This is a genomic window from Diplocloster hominis (genome assembly GCF_032380655.1).
GTDB lineage: Bacteria > Bacillota > Clostridia > Lachnospirales > Lachnospiraceae > Diplocloster > Diplocloster hominis.
The window spans coordinates 91,060-111,599 of record NZ_JAWDIY010000014.1 but is presented as its reverse complement, the minus strand read 5'-3'; the positions used below and the strand labels follow the sequence as shown (position 1 = coordinate 111,599).

The 20,540-nt window shown below is 39.5% G+C and carries 24 protein-coding genes; 17 read left to right on the top strand and 7 right to left on the bottom strand.

The window, feature by feature from the left end:
- Positions 1-80: 80 nt before the first annotated feature.
- Positions 81-1,148 carry a tyrosine-type recombinase/integrase gene (locus ABC831_RS14365; RefSeq protein ID WP_343248794.1) on the bottom strand — a complete coding sequence of 356 codons (1,068 nt, stop codon included), beginning with the start codon at positions 1,146-1,148 and terminating at the stop codon, positions 81-83.
- Between the two features lie 47 nt (positions 1,149-1,195).
- Entirely contained in the window at positions 1,196-1,723 is a 528-nt protein-coding gene (locus ABC831_RS14360) for a helix-turn-helix domain-containing protein (protein ID WP_343248793.1), read from the bottom strand.
- 147 nt (positions 1,724-1,870) lie between these two features.
- On the opposite strand from ABC831_RS14360, the gene ABC831_RS14355 reads away from it, so the two are divergent.
- The 5 genes from ABC831_RS14355 (at position 1,871) to ABC831_RS14335 (ending at position 4,856) form a co-directional block, all read left to right on the top strand.
- Entirely contained in the window at positions 1,871-2,065 is a 195-nt protein-coding gene (locus ABC831_RS14355) for a helix-turn-helix transcriptional regulator (RefSeq protein ID WP_343248792.1), read from the top strand.
- 11 nt (positions 2,066-2,076) lie between these two features.
- The gene (locus tag ABC831_RS14350) at positions 2,077-2,340 is read left to right on the top strand and encodes a hypothetical protein (RefSeq protein ID WP_343248791.1); all 264 of its coding nucleotides are present in this window, start codon (positions 2,077-2,079) and stop codon (positions 2,338-2,340) included.
- A gap of 145 nt (positions 2,341-2,485) precedes the next feature.
- The gene (locus ABC831_RS14345) at positions 2,486-3,436 is read left to right on the top strand and encodes an AAA family ATPase (protein ID WP_343248827.1); all 951 of its coding nucleotides are present in this window, start codon (positions 2,486-2,488) and stop codon (positions 3,434-3,436) included.
- 81 nt (positions 3,437-3,517) lie between these two features.
- Positions 3,518-4,534, top strand: a complete 1,017-nt coding sequence (locus ABC831_RS14340; RefSeq protein WP_343248790.1) for a plasmid recombination protein — start codon at positions 3,518-3,520, stop codon at positions 4,532-4,534.
- A gap of 19 nt (positions 4,535-4,553) precedes the next feature.
- Entirely contained in the window at positions 4,554-4,856 is a 303-nt protein-coding gene (locus ABC831_RS14335; RefSeq protein WP_343248789.1) for a hypothetical protein, read from the top strand.
- Between the two features lie 62 nt (positions 4,857-4,918).
- On the opposite strand, the gene ABC831_RS14330 is transcribed toward ABC831_RS14335, so the two are convergent.
- Positions 4,919-5,482 carry a SymE family type I addiction module toxin gene (locus tag ABC831_RS14330; RefSeq protein WP_343248788.1) on the bottom strand — a complete coding sequence of 188 codons (564 nt, stop codon included), beginning with the start codon at positions 5,480-5,482 and terminating at the stop codon, positions 4,919-4,921.
- Positions 5,483-5,727: 245 nt separating this feature from the next.
- Between ABC831_RS14330 and ABC831_RS14325 the strand changes: the two genes are divergently transcribed.
- From ABC831_RS14325 to ABC831_RS14315, 3 genes are all read left to right on the top strand, one after another.
- A complete protein-coding gene (locus tag ABC831_RS14325; RefSeq protein WP_343248787.1) occupies positions 5,728-5,940 on the top strand; it encodes a helix-turn-helix domain-containing protein in 213 nt (70 codons plus the stop codon).
- A 138-nt stretch (positions 5,941-6,078) separates the two neighbouring features.
- Positions 6,079-7,260, top strand: coding sequence for a GmrSD restriction endonuclease domain-containing protein (locus ABC831_RS14320; protein ID WP_343248786.1), 1,182 nt, complete (start codon positions 6,079-6,081; stop codon positions 7,258-7,260).
- Positions 7,260-8,675 carry an ATP-dependent nuclease gene (locus tag ABC831_RS14315; protein ID WP_343248785.1) on the top strand — a complete coding sequence of 472 codons (1,416 nt, stop codon included), beginning with the start codon at positions 7,260-7,262 and terminating at the stop codon, positions 8,673-8,675. Before ABC831_RS14320 ends, ABC831_RS14315 begins: the two co-directional genes overlap by 1 nt.
- Positions 8,676-9,133: 458 nt before the next feature.
- Here ABC831_RS14315 and ABC831_RS26535 read toward each other — a convergent pair whose 3' ends face one another.
- The 4 genes from ABC831_RS26535 to ABC831_RS14300 all read right to left on the bottom strand — a co-directional run bounded on the left by ABC831_RS26535 (position 9,134) and on the right by ABC831_RS14300 (position 11,646).
- Positions 9,134-9,331 carry a helix-turn-helix transcriptional regulator gene (locus tag ABC831_RS26535; protein WP_425524590.1) on the bottom strand — a complete coding sequence of 66 codons (198 nt, stop codon included), beginning with the start codon at positions 9,329-9,331 and terminating at the stop codon, positions 9,134-9,136.
- Between the two features lie 370 nt (positions 9,332-9,701).
- Positions 9,702-10,379, bottom strand: coding sequence for a hypothetical protein (locus ABC831_RS14310; RefSeq protein WP_343248784.1), 678 nt, complete (start codon positions 10,377-10,379; stop codon positions 9,702-9,704).
- Between the two features lie 224 nt (positions 10,380-10,603).
- Complete coding sequence (locus ABC831_RS14305; RefSeq protein WP_343248783.1) at positions 10,604-11,305, bottom strand: ImmA/IrrE family metallo-endopeptidase; 702 nt, start codon at positions 11,303-11,305, stop codon at positions 10,604-10,606.
- Positions 11,306-11,316: 11 nt separating this feature from the next.
- Positions 11,317-11,646 carry a helix-turn-helix domain-containing protein gene (locus tag ABC831_RS14300; protein WP_343248782.1) on the bottom strand — a complete coding sequence of 110 codons (330 nt, stop codon included), beginning with the start codon at positions 11,644-11,646 and terminating at the stop codon, positions 11,317-11,319.
- A 615-nt stretch (positions 11,647-12,261) separates the two neighbouring features.
- Here ABC831_RS14300 and ABC831_RS14295 point away from each other — a divergent pair.
- From ABC831_RS14295 to ABC831_RS14255, 9 genes are all read left to right on the top strand, one after another.
- Complete coding sequence (locus ABC831_RS14295; RefSeq protein WP_343248781.1) at positions 12,262-12,759, top strand: lytic transglycosylase domain-containing protein; 498 nt, start codon at positions 12,262-12,264, stop codon at positions 12,757-12,759.
- Between the two features lie 19 nt (positions 12,760-12,778).
- Entirely contained in the window at positions 12,779-13,063 is a 285-nt protein-coding gene (locus ABC831_RS14290; protein WP_343248780.1) for a hypothetical protein, read from the top strand.
- A gap of 11 nt (positions 13,064-13,074) precedes the next feature.
- Entirely contained in the window at positions 13,075-13,491 is a 417-nt protein-coding gene (locus ABC831_RS14285; protein WP_343248779.1) for an RNA polymerase subunit sigma-70, read from the top strand.
- 195 nt (positions 13,492-13,686) lie between these two features.
- Complete coding sequence (locus ABC831_RS14280; protein ID WP_343248778.1) at positions 13,687-13,962, top strand: YjcQ family protein; 276 nt, start codon at positions 13,687-13,689, stop codon at positions 13,960-13,962.
- Positions 13,963-14,141: 179 nt separating this feature from the next.
- Positions 14,142-14,351 carry a hypothetical protein gene (locus tag ABC831_RS14275; protein WP_343248777.1) on the top strand — a complete coding sequence of 70 codons (210 nt, stop codon included), beginning with the start codon at positions 14,142-14,144 and terminating at the stop codon, positions 14,349-14,351.
- Between the two features lie 28 nt (positions 14,352-14,379).
- Positions 14,380-15,231 carry a hypothetical protein gene (locus tag ABC831_RS14270; RefSeq protein WP_343248776.1) on the top strand — a complete coding sequence of 284 codons (852 nt, stop codon included), beginning with the start codon at positions 14,380-14,382 and terminating at the stop codon, positions 15,229-15,231.
- 14 nt (positions 15,232-15,245) lie between these two features.
- Positions 15,246-15,704: a hypothetical protein gene (locus ABC831_RS14265; protein WP_343248775.1), complete on the top strand. Its 459-nt coding sequence runs from the start codon at positions 15,246-15,248 to the stop codon at positions 15,702-15,704.
- Positions 15,705-15,833: 129 nt separating this feature from the next.
- Positions 15,834-19,718 (top strand): phage tail tape measure protein, encoded by a 3,885-nt coding sequence (locus ABC831_RS14260; protein WP_343248774.1) that lies wholly within the window; start codon positions 15,834-15,836, stop codon positions 19,716-19,718.
- An 84-nt stretch (positions 19,719-19,802) separates the two neighbouring features.
- On the top strand, positions 19,803-20,531 hold the full coding sequence (locus ABC831_RS14255; RefSeq protein ID WP_343248773.1) for a hypothetical protein: 729 nt from the start codon (positions 19,803-19,805) through the stop codon (positions 20,529-20,531).
- The last annotated feature ends 9 nt before the right edge of the window (positions 20,532-20,540 follow it).

Below are 20,540 nucleotides of genomic sequence, written 5' to 3'. Positions count from 1 at the left end.
ACGTAGCACACATGCGTAGCGCACAAATAGATTTGAATGATAAGAGATGTTTACATGGTTTATGCCTTGTGAAACATCTCTTATTTTGTTATCTTGCATATCTCTTTTTGAAGCTGTTCCATTGTCCGGTGCGTGTAGGTTTTTTCTGTAATATCTGTTATGGCGTGACCGACAATGAGTTTTAATATGTATTCGTCTACATGACATTCTTTTGCTTTTGTGATGAAGGTATGTCTGGTTTCGTGTGGCCGATGGGTTAGCTTCAAGCGTTTCATTGCTTTTACGAACCGGCCCCGGTATTTGTCATAGGTCATGTAGGTTCCCTGTTGTCCGTTATCGTCATTAAATAGATATTCATTATCTGGCGAGAAGCGTTTTTCAATGAGAGGTAGAATAACAGGGTGGATTGGTACAACACGGTTCTTTCCTGCGTCTGTTTTCATGCCGCCTTTCATGGTGTTGGCTTCAAGGTCAATATCCGCTGTCTTTAAGGTCGCTAATTCCTGTGGGCGCCATCCGCTGTAAATACCCACTAATATCATGTCAACAAAAGGAACCTCGTTTATATTCTCCCAGAGAAGGGATATTTCTTCCGGTGTAAAGGGAATCACTTCTTTTTCAGGTGCTTCCCGTTTGACAGCGTTACAAAGCTGTGCGTAATCCTTTTGGACAATCTCATGTTTCATGGCATAGCGGTACATCATATTGAATAAGGATTTGATTCTGCCTTTGGTGGCGTTGCCTACGTCTGCGTCGCGTATGGTTCCCTCTAAATGCTCCACACGAATATCTTTCATACGCATTTTATAGAGGGGAGTACAATATTTATAGGCGGCCTGGACAGTGCGGACACTTGACATAGTGGATAGTGTAGGGAAGTAGTCTTTACTCCACAACTCATATACATCTTCAAAGGTGGCAGAGTTGGTCTGAATATCATAAGGACTGGAATTGTAGTTTACAAGGGCTTGAACCGCTTCATCTCTGGTGTGATAATAACCGATTGTCACCCGGTTTTGTACTAACTTTCCTTTTTCTTCACTATATGCCCATCCGTTGGTTATGACTGCCCGCCACGGGTTACGGCGCTTTCCTGAAAGTTTGTAGACACTTCCTGTTCCGTTTGCTCTTTGTAATGTTTTAGCCATACAATCATCCTTTCTGTATTTTGTTTTCAAGGAACATTTGTTAAAAATTAAACTTCTGATTTTTCTTCCAGGGCGGTAGAGGAATAATAGGCAAGGTCTTTGTCCTGTAATTCCTTGTACTTTGTGGCACTGATACGGCCATTCTGAAATTCTTCCCGGTACTCTGCAAATTCTTCCAGAAACAGGCACATATCCGCATTGAAATCTGCCGACTTGTCTTTACCATTGAACGAAATAGAACATTCCCATTCATCATAATGGGGAGGCCGTTTCACATCAATATTAAAATTCAAGCCTTTTACCTTGTCCAGTTTGAAAAGAAAGTCCATGATGTCCGAAAGACTACGGATATTCTTTTCGTCATGCTCGTAGCCGATTAGAAATGTGGATGTGGTATCAAGCGCCTTTGCCAACTCGTTAATCATGGCAATGGAAACCTCGATTTCTCCGCTTTCATATTTTTGTATGGTACGGAGTGACTTTCCTAAAAGGTTTGCTAACTCTGTCTGATTGATACCTTTCTGCTTTCTGGCTGCCCGGATTCTCTGTCCGATATTATTTTGATTGTCTATCATTTGTTCACCTCCGTTCTTATCATATCATAACAAAATACGAATTACAAGTACATATTTATCTGAAAATGACTTGACATATGAAAAACTTATACGTATAATAAAATGTGTATTTAAAATTCATATTTCAAACAAAAAAGGAGGAAAGTAATGAGATTAAACGAAACAAAAATGCAGATTAAGATGGGCGAACGGGGGATGAACATCCGTATGCTGTCTGAAAAGAGTGGTGTGTCCAGACAGACCATTTCCTGTATTAAAGCAGGGAAAAGCTGTTCACCGGTAGTAGCCTATAAACTAGCGGAAGCGTTGGGAATGAGTGTGGAAGAAATGTTAAAGCTGTAGGGAGGGATTGGATGGAGAATATCAGGTATTATGTAGAGTTACCGCCGTTTACAGGAAGAAATGTACCCGTGGGGGAAATAGCGAAAGCGATAGGAAAAGACGCACAATACATACGGTACGGATTGCAGAATGGAATCTTCTCATTTGGCTATGCGGTAAAACTGGAAAATTCATCCGAATACAATTATTACTGTCCTGACCGGAAAGTATGGGAAGAAACCGGATATTTCAGACCGGAGGAAGATAAAAAAGATAAAGTAAAAACCCTTGCATAGCAGGCAAGAGTTTTTATAAGTAACAGGGGCAAGCCGCCGTTACTGTACTCACACTATTAGTATACAGGCGGCTTCTCCAAAAATCAACAGGAATTTTAGGAGAGGTGCAAAATTGGAAGAAAAGAAAAAAGCGGAATTAAAACTAATGAGCATGGAAGAAATACAGGCGGAAGAAGTTGAGTGGCTTCTTTATCCCTTTATTCCTTACGGTAAAGTTACTATTGTCCAAGGTGATCCGGGCGAAGGTAAAACTACAATGATGTTACAGATTATCGCAAGGTTGACAAAAGGGGAAGCCGTATTGTCAGAATGGGAACAGACAGACAATACAGAAGAAACCAAACAGCCTATGACGGTTCTGTATCAGACAGCAGAGGATGGGCTTGGAGATACGATAAAGCCCCGCCTGATGGCGGCGGGAGCAGATTGCAACAAGGTTATTGTAATTGACGATAGAGAGAAAGCATTGACATTGATGGATGAAAGGCTAGAGGAAGCGATTGTAAGAACTTCCGCCCGGTTGGTGGTTTTAGACCCGATACAGGGTTATCTAGGCGCGGAGGTGGACATGAACCGGGCAAATGAAATCCGTCCTGTAATGAAAAGAATTGCTGTGTTGGCGGAAAAATATCGTTGCGCTATTGTTCTAATCGGTCATATGAATAAATGCAGCGGCGGGAAATCTTCTTACCGGGGGTTAGGCTCCATAGATTTTCAGGCGGCGGCCAGAAGCGTTCTAGTGGTCGGCAGAGTAAAAGATGATGAACAGGTGCGGGTAGCCTGTCATGTGAAAAGCTCTCTTGCGCCGGAGGGAACGCCTATTGCTTTTCGTATGGATAAAGAAACGGGTTTTGAATGGATTGGCGAATATGACATTAGCGTGGATGAACTTCTTTCAGGAGAACGGAAAGGACAGAAAACCAGAAGCGCGGCAGATTTCCTGAAGGACATACTGGCTGATGGTCAGAAACCATGTACAGAGATAGACGAGGCTGCAAAGGAAAGAGGGATAAAGAAAAAGACGCTCTGGAACGCTAAAAAGGAATTGGGTGTAGATTCTATAAAGATAGGGAATCAGTGGTACTGGATGTTGTAGAGGTTTCAAGATGGCAAGATACCCCTTTCCTTATAGAAAGGGAATCTTGCTGCCTTGAATATAGAGGGATCGTAATGTCGGATGGGTGGAAATTACTACGATAAAATCAGAACAGGCAAACAGGAGAAGCTATTCCATGAAGCGGTATTTCAAATCGGTAACAAAGATGATATGAATGTCAGAGGCGAACACGGAGAACTGGCTAGACAGATTTTAGATGAATTTATGAAGGATTTTCAAAAGCGGAATCCGAATCTGTATGTATTCTCCGCACACCTGCACATGGATGAAGAAACGCCACATTTACATATTGATTTTGTTCCATATACGACAGGAAGCAAGCGGGGACTGGACACCAGAGTTTCCTTGAAGCAGGCATTAAAGGCGCAAGGATTTGAAGGAAGTAACCGGCAGGAAACAGAATGGAGCCTGTGGATGGAATCCGAAAAACAAAAACTGTCAGAAGTAATGGAGCAACACGGAATCCAGTGGATAAAGTTGGGAACCCACCGGAAGCATTTGAGTGTATTCAACTTTGAGAAGCAGGAGCGCGAAAAGGAAGTACAGCAATTAGATAAAACTATAGAAGAAACTGTTCAGAAGGTTCAGTCCGCTGAAAAACAGATAAGAGCAAAACAGGCGGAGATAAAACAGGCTGAAAAGGATTTAGCAAAGTTATCTTCCAGTCGGTTAAGAGTAAATAAAAATATACAGATTTATCAATCAGGGGAGGAATGGCAATTACCGGAGCCGGCTGCTTTTACCAGTTTAAAGGCTTATAAGGAAAAGAAAGCGGAGCCGCTTGTTGCCAAATTAAAGGATGTCATTCAGACTGTCCTGATTCATAATTTGGATTTAAGCCGTAAACTGGAAACAGCAACAAACCGTCTGGAACAGATAAGACAACAGATGAAACGGCTCGAAGGCCGGTTAGTGCTTATGGAGCAGGAGAACGGCGATTTAAAGGAGCAGAATCGTGATTTAAAGCGGCTGCAACGGGCGTTAGGAGAGGACAAGGTTATTTCTATCCTTGAAGGGCAAAAGGCGGCAGAGAGCCTGTATAACAGCTTGAAAAAAAGGAAGGGAATGGAAAGGTAGGTGATTCACTATGACAGAGATGGAAAAGAAAATTATGCTTCGTCTATGTATCAAAGTGATGGAGTATGCAAACCTGACAGAAGATAAGGAAGCCGATAATCTGATTCAGTGGGTTTTGACAAGCAATAGCCTGAAAGAAAATAACAATGAAATCCGCAAGGTAACGGCTGATTACAAAAAGGTGCAGCCGGATGTCTATAGCGGGATTCGGGAAGCATTGAAAGCCAATCAGGAGATATGCAGGCGGAGAAATGAACTGTACGAAAAACAGCAGGATTTAAAGGGGAAGCTGTCTATAATTGAAAAAGAAATTGTGCGTTAGATAAAAAATCATCACGGGAGCAGAGGTTTTAAAATTGCTGTTCCCGTGATGATTTTCAGGTTTTATGTTGGATTTTGGTTGTTAAAAATGACAAGTTTGTTTTCAAAACATTCTACGGAAATTTGGGAGCCGACAGGGAAGCCGCATTTTTCCACCCATTTTCCTTGCAACAAGATTCTGGGGGTAGCAATGTAACCGGGGGCTTCCTGTACTTTCAGGATGTGAGTGGTATCTTCCGGGGGTTCATATGAGATATTTGTATCTAAATTGAAATATTGCAGAATGGTAAATACTCTTGACAGCATGGTATCATGTCCTAATCTGCAAGGTTCCGAGAAATCCATGTGTCCCTGCCAGTTTCTCATTTGCTGAACCTCATATATCAGGAATGTTCTGTTGTTATGGACAAATTCAGCTAACATCCATAGATTATTGAGCCGATAGAGCGTGTCCACAATCGAGTAATACTCCCGGTCGTTTAAGCCTCTCTTTGCGTAGAAGTTTTGAAAGTCCGTGTCACTTGACATCATAAGGAAGCGGAAGTTTTCAATAAAATTCCGTTGCTGTTCCTTTGAATCCAGTTTTTCGTATTCCCGTCTGATATAGTGGGAAAGATTCTTTTCCATATCAAATATCGTTATCACCTTCCTTTTCATTGCGTAGTAGAGTTTATAAAAATTTAATAATTAGACACCACCTCACTTGAATCACAAATATAAATTTGTAATATTAATTATATATGTGATTATACAGAGATAAATGTGAAATGTAAATACTCTGACAACAAAAATAAATTAGAAATCACATGAAACTTTGATTTTTCACATTTATTACTGTATAATCTTTATAAAAAGCAAAACGGGGTGATTCTATGGCTATGGCTTCTAAAATCCGTATCCTTTTGATAGAACGAAATATGAAGATAAAGGACTTGGCGGAAATGCTTGGATATAGTGGAAATAATTTAAGTAATAAACTTCGGGATGACAATTTTTCGGAGAAGGAATTGAGGAAGATTGCGGAGTTGTTGGACTGTGACTTTGACGCTACGTTTACTATGAGAGATACGGGAAAGGTAATATAGCGAATTGCATTAAATTATAATCGTGATTATTTTTAAACATGATGTTTACATCATGATATAGGCAATGACGTTATTAGATTGAAACGAAAAATATAGCTATTTGTATTTATTATTGAAATAAGTAGGAGGAAAAATTTAATGAAATGTGATACAACTAGTTTGGAAATTGAATCTATTTTAGGACGTATAAAAAATGGAGATATAAATTTGCAACCTGATTTTCAGAGGGGTGAGGTTTGGAGTGCTAACAAGAAAAAAAAATTGATTGATTCTATATTAAGAGGATGGAAAATTCCACCTATTCATTTAGTACAATCAGAAAATGCAATTGATGAAGTTCTTGATGGACAACAAAGACTAGTATCAATAAGAGATTTTTTTAATGACGTTTATACAGTGGATGGAAGTATCAGACCTTTAGATACAAATATTAAAAAATTAGATGGAAAAAAATATTCAGAACTTCCGGTTGAAATACAACGTTTATTAAAGAAATATTCATTAACTTTAATAAGATTGACAGAGTATAGTCCAGAAGAACCAGCGGAGCTATTTTATAGACTTAATCAGCCGGTTAGCTTAACTGCAGCTGAACAAAGAAACGCATATATTGGCATAACTAGAGATCAAATAAAAAATATGGTAAAGTTATTTGACAAATTGGGGGCAGGAAAAGATGTATTGGGATTTTCTAATTCCCGTTTGGCTTATGACGAAATTATATCAAAATTTTGTTATTGTGTTGAAATAAAAACTTTAAGGAGAAAAATAGCAGCAAGCGATATATCTGATAAATATAGAAGTAATACTCCGTTTGGAGATGACACTATAAATATTACAAAAGTAGTTTTGAGTAAATTTTTGAATGTTATAAAACTTAGTACTGAAACAAGTTATAAAATCAAATTTAGTAAGGCAACATTATTTAGCTGGCTTGTTTTTATTAAATCAAATATAAATATAAATGACAATGATTTATTAGAAACAATTAGAAAATTTGAAATATCTAGAGAATACCTAAAAGGTAAGATACGTGATGGTGTATTTGAAACTCATAGAGAATGGTACTTGCCTCTTGTAAATAAATATTCTTTTTTTGAAATTATGATGAATACATATAATCAAAGGGCTAGTATGGGCAGTACTGACGCGTTATCTGTAATATATAGAGATGTAATTCTAAATGTTTTTTATTCCATTATGTTTGATAATAAGAGTCAATTAATTAAAGACGTTCAAAAATATTTTGATAGAAAACAAAATATGGCTATTGTTTTAGAAAAAATTTACGATGAGTATGAATGGGGTGTAGAATTTTAATGCGAACAGCACGTGCAAATGATTATTGGAGAAGAACAACAAAAAGAGACTTTAAGAATTACATAAAAGATATAGAACTTAATAACTATAATGGAATAAAGGGGGTGAATATAGAAAAAGGAATATATGCAATATGTGGTTTGAATGGTGCAGGCAAGTCTACTATAATATCTGCTATAAAAGAATTATTAGGAATTGATAAGAATAAAAGTGATTTATTAAAACTTGAAAATGCAGTAATAACAGGACATGCGGTAATAAATAATAACGCAATAGAATGTTCAAATACCTATGGACAACAAGCGCTTTCATTAGGTTTAATAGAAGAAAATATTTTATTTGCAGATTATGATAGTGCAAGAATTGTTATGGAATTTTTTTTATCGCAAGATTTTTTAGACGAATTGTTAGAACAAAATGAAGAAATAGAAATAAGTGAGGAAGATTTAGAGGAAGTAAGCTATTTAGTAGGAAAAGAATATTCCTCAATTAAAATAATTGAAATTGATGATATTTCAGAAAAAGGTACTATGCCATATTTTGAAGTGATTTCGCATGGAGTTAGGTATGATTCTAGGAAAATGGGATTGGGTGAACATTTTTTGTTCTTTTTATTTTGGAAGTTAAAGAACATAATAGATAATTCAATATTGATTCTGGAAGAACCAGAAACATTTATTGGAATAGAATCTCAACGACATTTAATGGATTATATTGCTAAAATTGTAGCTGATAAAGGGGTTTCTACCATAATTACTACCCATTCTCCTTTCATATTAGAAAATATAGAATCAAATCATATTTGTATATTAGGGAGGTTATCGAATAGTGTTAATGTTACGAAGCCTAATATAAATTTAAGTGTAAATGATATTTTAGGTGGCGAAGAAGAGATTAAGGGAACTTTTTGGGTAGAGGATAAGGCGGCAGAACTGTTCTTGTCTATATTACTTGAAAGATATGCATCTGGTTTACTTAGAAAGTATACAATTGTACCTGTTGGAAGTGAATCTGAAATAACGAAGTGTCTAAAATTTATTCGGGATGATAAAATACATTACAATTTTGTGGGTATTTATGATGGTGATATGAAAGATAAAGTTCCGGTAGAAAAACTTAACTGGAAATATACATTCTTACCAATGGATAATAATGTTGAGAGCGAATTAAAAGAAACGTTATTATGTCATGATAATAATATTAGTGCTTTTTGTAGAGGAGTTAATAAGAATAAAGAAGAAATAACAGTGATTTTATCAAGAATTGACGGGAAAAATTATCATGATTGGTTTCTTGACTTATGTAAATACATATCTTGTGATAAAATGTTGATAATGAGAGAATTATGTAATATATGGCTGATAAAACATTCTAAAGAGGTTGAGTGTTTTATAAATGAGTTATACCAAATATAGAGAAATAGTAGTGATTCAGAGTTGTTAAATAGCCAATAGTAGTGCAGAGTAGCACACCTATAGCGCACAAATACCCCTCAAACCCTTGAAAACCCGCCCTTCACCGTTTCCATTGAAGAGAGCGCTAAAGCAGGGAAGTTTTAATAAAATCGTAAATTAAAGAAATTTAAAAGACCGCACTAACCTTTCATGGTTGGTGCGGTTTTTGAGACTGTAAATATATGCGCCTTATTCTTATGTGGAGGACATGAAAGAATTTATAGATATGGTTAGTCAAATGAATCGTGTAGCATAGGTTGATTAAAAGCATTATAGAGCTGTCAGTAGTGCAAAGCAGTACACCTATATCGCGCAATTGACCCTCAAACCTCAGAAAAACCAGCCCCATCTGCTTTTGAGAGAGCGGTGAAGGCTGGAAACTTCTAAGACATGCGCTTTCAGGGACCGGGAAGGCTCATTTATATCGTATCGATGAGCTGGTCCAAGGTGATATGATAAAGCCGGCATAGCTGTATAATATCTTCAATCCGGGGCTGTCGTTGGCCTGTTTCCCAATTTCCCAGGCATTGTCTCGATACATGTATCCTATTTGCAGCCTGCTGCTGTGTAAGTCCGGCAGCGCGTCTGCAATCAGCTAATTTTTTTCCGATTTCCATATTCAACATCTCCAGCATTTCCAAGAACATTATATCATGATTGCACGCAATCAAGACCCCTCCGGGAGGATGCACACTCCGCGATAAGGAAAGCGCTCCGGCGCAGATATAATATCTGCCGACATTATATCATATAGCAAAGAATGCCACAATATGAAGCTGATAAAAGTTAGCAAAAGTTATTCAAGTTAACAAGCAAAATTATCAAAGCGGATTGGAACTGAATGGATATAAGTAAAAGCCGGATAGCGATTGCGAGATGGCAATATGGGAGGGAAAGATTCATGTGACATAGTAAAAAACCCAGGGATATTTAGTTCTCTGGGTTTTCTGCTTTAAAAGATAGTGCTTTAAAAGATGACCACTTGAATTAGATCAGTTGAATATGAAACGCAGTTGTTTGGGGCGGAATACTGGGCGTTTGTATATTCGAATGAGTAATCCTGACCATCTGACCAGGCTGGAGAGCACTAAATCTGATAGGCGCACCAAAACGGTTTGAAAAAGAGGTGGTATTCGTAATTAGAAATCTGGTTTGATTGTTTCTGTTATTCGGATCTTCTGTGACGATATAGTTATTGTCAAAGTCAATTAAAACAATCCGGCCTGTTGATTCTGTGGAGGGTCGCAGAGGCGGCAAAGGGCGTTGGGGCGGTAACGGTCGCTGAGGCGGCAAGGGGCGCTGGGGAGGTATTGGCAATAATGGCGGTATCGGAAATTGAGGATTCCTTTGGACAACAACCCAGAAAGCATTTGCCTGAGGAGGTATGCTCATAGTCATACGGGATGAAAATGCAACATTCACCCACATGCCCCTTTGAATACAGCAGGAGCACATACTTTGTCCAAAAGAATTTAATATCGCAGTATTTCTATTGATATTTAACTGAATGTTTTGTATAGAATTCCTGTTATTTCTTTCTTGTACAGAGTAAGATACTATTATAAAACCTGTGGAGTTATTAAAACAAGAAACATCTTCAACAAAGGCATTATTAATTCGCATAATATCACCCTGTTGGAACATAGTTCCGCGTGGATCATTCATGTAAGCGCACCGATCAGAATTTTATTGTATTATATGCAAGGTTTCAGTATCCTGTGATATAAAATTATACAAAGATCAGCTTAAGAATAACCATCAGTAGTGAAATTGATCATGGATGGAATAAAGACATTATAGAATGAGAACAAAAAGAATTTATAATAAATCAGGCCCTGGGAAGCTGTCTGCGTTGTGGATCTGGAGCCCAGGGCTTGTGAATGTTAAAATCAAGTTGTGGTAATATAACCTAATACACGTGCATCCAATGAAAGGGGATCGGAAGCTTCGGAATCCGGATCATGACCCAGCCCTGATCTGACGCTGCATACGGAACAGAATTCCTTACCAGGCTGATTATAAATCTCGCGGCCGCAATCCCAACATTGTTCCAGATGCCACACAAAACGATTCGCATTACTATTAAAAAAATGTCGATACATCGCTTTATCTAATACGCTCATCTTATGATAAGCGACATAACGGCGCCAGCGGCGATAATCGTCAAAAGCAATTTCTGCGGCTGAAAAACTCATGGAAAAAATGTGGGATACATCATTTGCATTCTTACATTCTGAATAATGGATCGCAATACGCGGAGCCAATATATTACTGGCAAAATAATTGGCGTCTGTTTCATTTTGCGGTGAATCACCTGTATGATTCAATACATGATGACCTAATTCATGCATAAGGGTAAATCGGATTCTGCAGTTCTGTAAAGTATCATTATAGTAGACCTTTTTTTTCAAGCGGAAAGCATCGTCGCTGACCTGCAGGCAGGTGGCCTTTTTCTCAGGATTCTGATCGGAATATTTCACACACTCATACCCATATTTGCGTAACAAAGAGAAACAGTCTATTGGAAATGAGTATATGGAATTTGTCTCAAAAACATCTAAGATTTCTTGTTGAATACGAAGCGTATCCATAGGATCACCTGCTAATCTGATAATAATGTTCTGATGATTTCCTGCTTTTGTTCCACGGATAATTTCCTGCCGTTCCTGGCCACTAAGGATTGAATGTCTTCATACGACGGTTCATAATCGTTGGCCGTTTTGACCGGTTTGCCGGTACGTCCCAGGAGATAATCGATATCTACCCGAAATAGGTCTGCTATTTGTTCCAGAGTTTCAAAATCGGGTTCTCTGTTACCATTTTCATACATGCTGACGGCACTTCGGGATATTCCGAGTATTTCTGCCAAGCCATCCTGGGTATAACCAGCCTCAATTCTTAAATTCCGAAAAACACTATTAAAATTTCCCATATTACCAACCTCCATGTCTATATAATATCACGCATCGTGCTAAATGTAAACAAAAATAGACACGAAATGTAAAAAAAAGTGTTGACACAGTAAGCAGGATATGGTATAACATTAATAGACACGAAATGTGACGAATTTATAATTTTTGAAATTGCATAATACATTATATTTAAAATTGTAAAAAATACTAATAACAAAGATGTAGCTGTATTGACCACAAATACACAAATTAAGTCAAAGTAAACAATAATAACACATAACAAAATAGCTGTTGTTGTAAAAGTAATTTTTTTTTAACCTCAACGACACGAAATGTAAATAAGAACTAATGTTCGATATAATAATACCATATTTTGGTAATACATGCAAGAGTAGATTCATAATCCAGGACAGTATTTAACCCATTCGGATCTTTCATACCATTTTATGATTAGAATACGTCAGTTCCATATATTGCAGCTGAAATTTCTACAATATAGAAAGATCACCTTTAAAACCTACAAGGAGAAATTATTATGATCATGCATAAGATATGTCTTATCAGTGCCGGGATAGGAAGAGAGAGCCAGATCCGGATTAACAAAATCAGCGTGGAGGAGGGCAAGGTGCATTGTTATGGATAAGTTAAAGAGAATGGTGTTGTTGGTTCCCGTTCTGGCAATATTAATAACTGCCGTCAGGCCCATGGACATACTGGGTGATGAGGCTGCAGATAACCGAGAATATTGGAGAACCTATATAGAATTGACATGTGCGGAATATCATATCTGTCCAGAGCTGGTGGAGGCGATCATAGAAGCTGAAAGCGGCTGGAACCCGAAAGCAGTAAATGGCCAATGTATCGGATTGATGCAGATTAACAGTTACTGGCATCAGGATCGGATGAAGAGACTCGGGGTTACCGATCTGACAGAACCTAGACAGAACATTCTGGTTGGTATCGACTATCTGTCCCAATTATTCTCGGAAAATGAAGATATTTATCTGGTACTGATGAAATATAACATGCGTCAGGATACGGCATATCAAAAATGGAGTGCAGGTGATTATTCTAACTATGCGGTTTCTGTGGCCGCCCGGTCAAGTGAGTTAGAGCGGGAACATGGAAAATAGAGAAGGAGGATGCAGAGCGATGGAAAATCAGAAGGAGGTACTTGCATGGATGCAGAATTTAGAAAAGCTGTTTCTGGACCACAGAGAATTGATGGAGGGTGTGAGGGGAGACAAAGAGATCGAACCATTAGACAGTCTGAACGATTATTGTGTACATCTTTATAAGGGAGTCGAGCAGCTCTCCGAGGCTTCCGGCATACCGGTTATGACAAGAATGCAGGGAGATGGTCTGTACCGCAGAAATTATATCATACACAACGGAATCGAATATTTTCAGCTTGAACCATTACAAACTACCAGGTAAGGGGGATCATTATGAGAAAAGAAATTTTGGAAGAGTACATAGATGCTTGTGAATTAGTGAAAGAAACGGAGAATGACATCAAATATTTAAAAAAGAAAAAATCGATGTCGGACATCGGAGAGGGTCCTGTAAACAAATTTTCGAATACGGACAAATGCATAGAGGCTGCCGGTACAGAGGTTATGCAGGATAAGGATTGGCAGCTGCATTTGGAAGAAAAACTCCTAGAGGAACGGAAGAAAAATGCAGAGTATGTAAAACTGCAGGCGGAAGAATTCTTAAACACGGTTCCTGCGCGTATGCAGCGTATTATCCGGTTTAAAGTGTTCCAGCGCCTGACCTGGGAAGCGGTAGCTGTAAAAATGGGAAGAGGGGCCACAGGAGAGAGTGTGAAAAAGGAATATTTTAGGTTTCTCAATGAAAATTAAATGATCAATAGAAAATGAAAGATTGTCCCGGATGTCCTGCATGTCCCATTTGGAAATGATAGGATAGATACAAGGACAGGTAATAAAAGTATTGTAAGGTATTTTCGTATGTATGCCGTGAATCAAATGGCATATAGGTATGAACGTGGTATACCGATATCATGCAGGAAAGTACACACAAGCAGGAGGAAAAAGATGACAACTGATATAAAACAGCAGGTACTTCAGGCTATTTATGCAGAGTACCAGAAGGATCTGCCCAATATGGAGAAGATCACAAGTAAGCAATTACAGATGGAGGAACAGGTATTTTTGTCAGCCCTTATGAAGCTGCAGAATGAGGAACTGATACAGGGGGTGGTCTGGAGCCCCTCAGAAACGATGGATATCAGAAGAGTACGGGTAATAAACCGGGATAACCTTTTCCTCACAAAAGAAGGGGTGCGTTATATGGAAAGCCATACAGTATAACTGCATGGCTGCAGCAGAAATACAAGTGTTTGGAGAACAGGAATGACTTGGTAATAGGTCTGGCAGCTGTCGGACTTTATTATAAAAATTCCGCCTGGGCGCGGGCGTAATCGGCGCAGGTACACGGGGACGCGACCCCGATAAAAAGCGTAGTACCGGATAGAGAAGATGGAGATCCTATGACTAGAAAGTTTTTGAGCGATCTGGGCATTCAAAAAGATTGTGTAAATCAGATAATGACACAATACGGAAAAGCACTGTCAAAGCTTCAGAACCAGATCCAAAACCAGAACGCCATGATTGAACAATTGCGCAATGAACTTCTTCTAAACGACGGCTATATCGGCAGGCCGCAGAGTGTCGACAAAGATGATCACACAAAAACGTAAACCAAAACAACTGGAAAGGATGATTATAATGGCAGGAATTACACCGAGAAAAGGTACAGAGAGAGCAACTATCGATTGCAGTATGATCGTAGCAACGACAAAAGAGGAGAATCCCAGAAGCATCGCGATTACATCGGGAAGTAAGATCGCAGTGGAGCCTCAGGTAGAGACTACCGAAGCGGTAAAATTAATCGTAAAGGGCGTTCTTAAAGCCCAGAAACCGGAGAAAAGAACCCTGACCGGGCATCTGATTACCCTGACCGACAATTTAACCATTCTGGAGATGATCGAGATTCTGCAGGGCGGTACACTGGTGAAAGACAGCGAAGGCAATATTGTAAGTTATGAGCCGCCGGTATCCGGTGCGGAATACGAACCGGTGAAGTTCGTGCTGGACGTTTATTCCGCGCAGATGTCGGGATCTGAAGTGATCGGATACGAAAAGATTACATATCCGGGCTGCACCGGCCAGCCGGCCGGCCTGAACTCCGAAGATAATGTCTTCCGGGCAACGGAATATCCGATCAGTTCCTCCCCGGCCAGCGGCGAAGCGCCTTATAAGATTGAATATGTTAAGGAACTGCCGGTGGTTGAGCAGACGATCGGAACCCTTAGCGTGACTAGCGCAGCAGGCTCAGCGGCTGGAAAAACAAAACTGTCGGTTACTCCGGCAAAAGCGATCTCCAACAGCTATAAGTTCAAAACCGGCGCATCCGTATCTATCCCGGCTTATGATGAAGTATGCGGGGATGACTTTACAGCATGGAACGGCACAGAGGAAGTAACTGCAGCTAACGGTAATAAGATCCTTGTTGTGGAGCTGGATTCTGAAAATAAAGCGAAGAAAGCCGGCATCACAGACGTGATCGCAATGGCGTGACAGGAGGAGAGAGGATGGTAACATCGTTACAGGATTTAAAAAGATATGCGGGCGGTTCTGAAGTGGAGCTGCCCGGCTTCCTCTCCGAGGAGCCGCTGATTGTGAAGCTGCGCAGGCCGTCGCTGCTGCATCTGGCAGAGTCGGGGGGGATACCGAACCCGTTGCTGGCGACGGCGGCGGAGCTGTTTAAAAATGGGACGTCCGGAGTTATGAAGGACAATGAGAGTCTTATTGAAATGGCAAAGGTTATGCGCTGTATCGCTAAGGCAGCGCTGGTGGAACCGACTTATCAGGAATTCGAGGATGCAAAAATCAATCTGACAGATACACAGCTAATGTATATCTATAATTATGTACAGACAGGGATTGATTCCCTGCGTATGTTTCGTAAAGAGCAAGGAATTGTTAAGAATCATAAATCTGGGGATATCTCAAAGCAAAAGTCCGAGTCAGATTATGAAAATAAAAGATAACTATACAGGATTCTGCTTTGACGAAGCCTGTAATTATATTCGGACTAAAATAATAAACGGTGAAGATCCAGTATATGAGAATCAAGTGACAAATATGGAAGAGTTTTATAACAGATTGGGGGTGAGCTAATGGGAGGAAATGATATACAGGCCTTTGGACAAAAAGTGAGTAAGGCAGCTGGAATTATGTCAGATGTTTTTACCAAGCCATTGGAATCGGTAGGTAAGACAAGCCTGCAACTTGCAAAAGATGCAGAGCAGGGATTTCAGAAGATAAGTTCTATTTTTGATCATACGATTCTTTCCTATGACCGGTTAAGAAATGGGGTGGTTCAGGCCTCGGAGGAAACTGGTATCGCAATAACAGACTATAATGAAGCGATGTATCGGACAATGAAAGCAACTGGAGATACAGCAAATGCGATTGACTATACAACCATTGCGGTAAAGGCAGCAAAAGGAGGATTCACAGATATATCTTCAACTGTCGATGCTTTGACAACGGTTATGAATACTTATGGATTGACCGGTGCAGACAGTATGAGGAAAGTTTCGGATCAGATGTTTGCGGCTCAGAGTATTGGTAAAATGACTTTTGATGAATTGTCCTACAGCATCAGTCAACTGTCACCTATTTCTGCTCAGGCTGGTATGCAAACAGAAGAGTTGATGACCTGCTTGGCGTTACTGACTGGTAATGGTATGTCTGCAAATGAAGCCGTTGGAAATTTAGGTAATGTTCTTAATAATTTACTGAATCCTTCAGCGGAAGTATCAACAGCTGCTGAACAGTTAGGGATTGATTTTTCGGCATCAGCATTACAATCAAAAGGTTTCTCCGGAGTTTTGGATGATGTAAAAGAAGCAATGTTAAAAGCAGCACCTGAGTATATCAATTTATCTGAAAAAATAGAAACTAATAAAATAAAGCTGCAAGAACTCACGGAGCAAGGCCGCAGTAATACAGAAGAATATAAAAACCTGACAACAGAAACACAAAACATGCAGGCAGAAATGGATGCATTGGCACAAGTATCCGACTCTCCAATTTCAAAATTTTCGGCATTATTTGGAACTACGAAACAACTGAATTCTATGCTTTCATTTACTTCGGAATCAGGTTCAAAAAGTTTTCAGGATGCTTTGTCAAAGATTAAAAGTTCAGCGGGAGAAACTCAGAAGGCGTTTGATCAGATGGATTCTTCACCGCTGGGAAAGATGGAAAGTGACTTCAATAAACTGAAAATAGCTGGGATGCATGCTGGTGAAGCTCTTTTACCTATTGCGACGGAACTGGTGGAAGGTATCGGAAAACTTGCAGAAAGTTTTTCTAAACTTGAACCGGAGGAGCAAAAACTTATCGCGGCAGCCGGAGGAATATTGGCTGTATCAGGACCTGTTTTGGATTCCGTTGGATCGTTAACTACAGGAATAGGCAGCCTTATCCAGTTCCTTGGGTCTCCGGTCGGAATTGGAGTGGGGGTGGCGGCGGCTATAGTTGGTGTGGGAATTGCGATAGAGGAGGCTAATGAAAAAGCAGAGCAAGCTGCTCTTGAAGAAAAGTTCGGAGATATAACTTTGTCACTGGAAGAAACGAAAGATATAGCAGAAGAGCTGGTGAATTCAGAGGCTTTGGATAATATCAGCCAATCATTGGAAGCATTCGGTGACTTGAAGCAGCAGCGTACACAGATTGAAGGATTCGCTGAATCTTTGGAAAAGAGCTTAATGAAAGCAGTTACCTTGGGGGGACTGGACGAAATATCGAGTAAAGAACTGGGAGAAACTTTAGAATCCTACGTGAATAATGGTTTGGGTTTTCTGGAACAGACACAGTTCAGTGCGAAACTTTCTCTAAAAGCGATGTTCCCGGAAGGAGATAATGATCCATTTGGTTCTTTTATTTCAAATGCTCTTACTCAGAGTATGTCACAAATACAAGGCGAATTTGATTTAGCCTCGGATGAAGTCGGTAAAGCTTATGCAGACGCGATGACAGACGGGATAATTAATGCGGAAGAGGCTGAAACCATAGCTGCCGCAATCCAGAAGATGCAAAATATAATGGACAAAGTATCTGAGGCGTTGTTCGAATCAAAGATTAATAAAATTAAACTGGGTGTGGATTTGGGTTCATTAGATGCAGAAAGCTTCCTTAATCTAATGGATCAAATGAATGATGCAATGCAGGAAAAAGTGGATGCAATAGATGAATGGCAAATTCAGACAGGGGCAATTATTAATCTAATTCCTGACATGCCAGAGGCAGTGATTGATAACTTTAACAAGATTCTGAACAATGAGGCGAACAGACAAAAATATGAGGTCGAATTAAAAAGTATCGATGTAAGTATGGGTGTTATTGAAGATAAGTTTGGTGATGCGGCAAAACAAGTTGTAGATAATATTAGTACGGAATTTGGTAAAAACAGCCTTCTTTCAAAAAGTTTATCTACTGTTCTGTTTAACGCTGAGGCCTTTAAAAGCGCTTCAGACGATCAACTCGGAATGATGACAAGTTCCTTAGATACATCTGTTAGTAATCTAATGAGTTCGGTTGAGGGAAGTATGGTTAGAATTCAAAGTCAACTATCGCAAACGGATATGCCGAAACTGGATGAAATAATGCAGACTATGTTACCTACAGAAGAAGCTTTGTTTGAGATGAAAGAAAAGCTCATTGAGACTGGGAAGGGGATTCCTGAGAGTTTAAGAAAGGGTATCAGCGACGTTGAGAAATATAAAGCATTAGCCGGTGATACACAAGCATTATACTTTTATATAGGAGAACAGTTATCAGAAAATAATCCTGATTTAGTAAAATCCCTAATGAACATAAAGGGATTTGGTGAAAAAATACCCGCCAACATAATGGAAGGTATTGAGAACCAGGCTGGACTTGTGTATGACAGTACGTCGAACGTATATAAAAAAATTCAAGAAGTTCAAGAATCTGATTTTGTTCAGGAATTAATAGATGAATTAAATGCGAACGGTGCAAAGATACCGAAAGATATGTCAGCAGGTATGTTGTCTGGTCTTGGTATCGTATATGATAGTGCCACCAACTTATGGACAATGATTGGTCAGGCAGCATCAGATAATTATGAACCAACATCAGAACAACTTAACGGACAGGCCGGAGTTATGGTCGATGATTTTGCAGGGGCGGTAGATACTAAGCTTAATGAAATAAACTTTACCGAAAAGGGACGAAAAGAGATGTCCGGCGTAGTTACCGGTGGGGCACAGGCTATGGATGATGGGAACGATAGATTGGTTGAAAGTACACAAAACATGGCAGGTGCAGTCACAGGGACGTTGGAGGAAGCAAAACTACCGGAGTATACCTATGAATCATCTGCAGAAATGATGAATGGACTTATTACTGGAGTTGACGAAAAGCTGCCGGGTTTTCAAATGTTAATACAGAATATAATAGATACTGTGTCGACTTTGAATTCAGTAAATTTTCCTACATATGATTGGGGGGCTGATCTAATTTCTAATTTTGCTGACGGAATACGCAGCGGGACTACAGAAGTGGAAAGGGCGGCTCTAAGAGTTGCGGAAATCGTCAGCAGATACCTACATCACAGTACTCCGGATATTGGTCCGATGGCTGATGATGATACATGGATGCCGGACATGATGAAAAATTTCGCGATGGGGATTAAAAATAATCGAAAACAGGTATTAGATGAATCCTTCGCGTTAACGAAAGAAATGGAGCGTATATTTAAGGATTCGATTGGCAGAGATATATCGTTTACCGATTTCGCATCTCGTATTGAGCTTGAGGAACCTACCCACCCTGCTGAACAAAAGCTGAATATTGATTATTCCAGACTGGCCCAGGCTATATCAGAGGAGGTCGGAAAAGCTACATTTAAAGTGGAAGATAAACGGGAACAGCATTTCATTTTGGATATGAACGGGCAAGCAGTAGAAGTAGTAGGCAGAGCTGTTACACCGGTTGTTTCAAGAATCCAAGCTATGAATATGCATGGTTGATTTAAAAGGAAATAGCTTTATAAATGAAGAAGAGTATCTTTTTTCCCGGAAACCGTACTCTATTTTGATAAAGGAGGAATGCCCATGTATGACTATAATCCGGAATACAATTTTAAGGATCAATGTGTTGGAGAAAGATGTTTGATCAACCAAAAAGACGCATATTTAGAATTCAATGCAGATCTAAAATCATTTTCCATAATACCTGGTATCACCACTCCACAATATATTATTCAAGCAGGAAAAAGTGGATTTGTTGAGTTTGACAGGACGGCAGAGCCAAAAACAGCTACTGTAGAATTCTATGTAGGGGGAGCGTCAGATGAAAGGGCACAAGAAAACATATCGAATTTGTTGTTAGCAAGTAAAAATTGTGTCCTGAAACGGGAACTGCACAGATTTGAATATCCGGCACTTCTTATCGGAAAAAATATACAGGAAGCTGGTGTAGCCCCATATTATCTCGTAACGATAAATTTTATTATAATACAGCGTCTCCCCCTGATATCCACCGATATCACAGAACCAGCCATCATTTACAACGAAGGAAACATCCCGTCAGGGGTCAGATACATCCTAAAGCCCCCTATTGACATTTCATCCTTCAAAATCAACAGCATAAAAGTAACCAACCTCCATGCCGGCAAACATTTCATCATAGACGGGATCACCGGAAAGATCACAGAGAACGGCAATAACCGTTTTGCCGACACGGATCTCATCGATTTCCCCAAGATCTTCCCCGGCCAGAATGAGATAACCATGTCCTACAATATCCCCATAACGGTAGAATACTATCCGTTATTTGAATGAAGGTGAAGA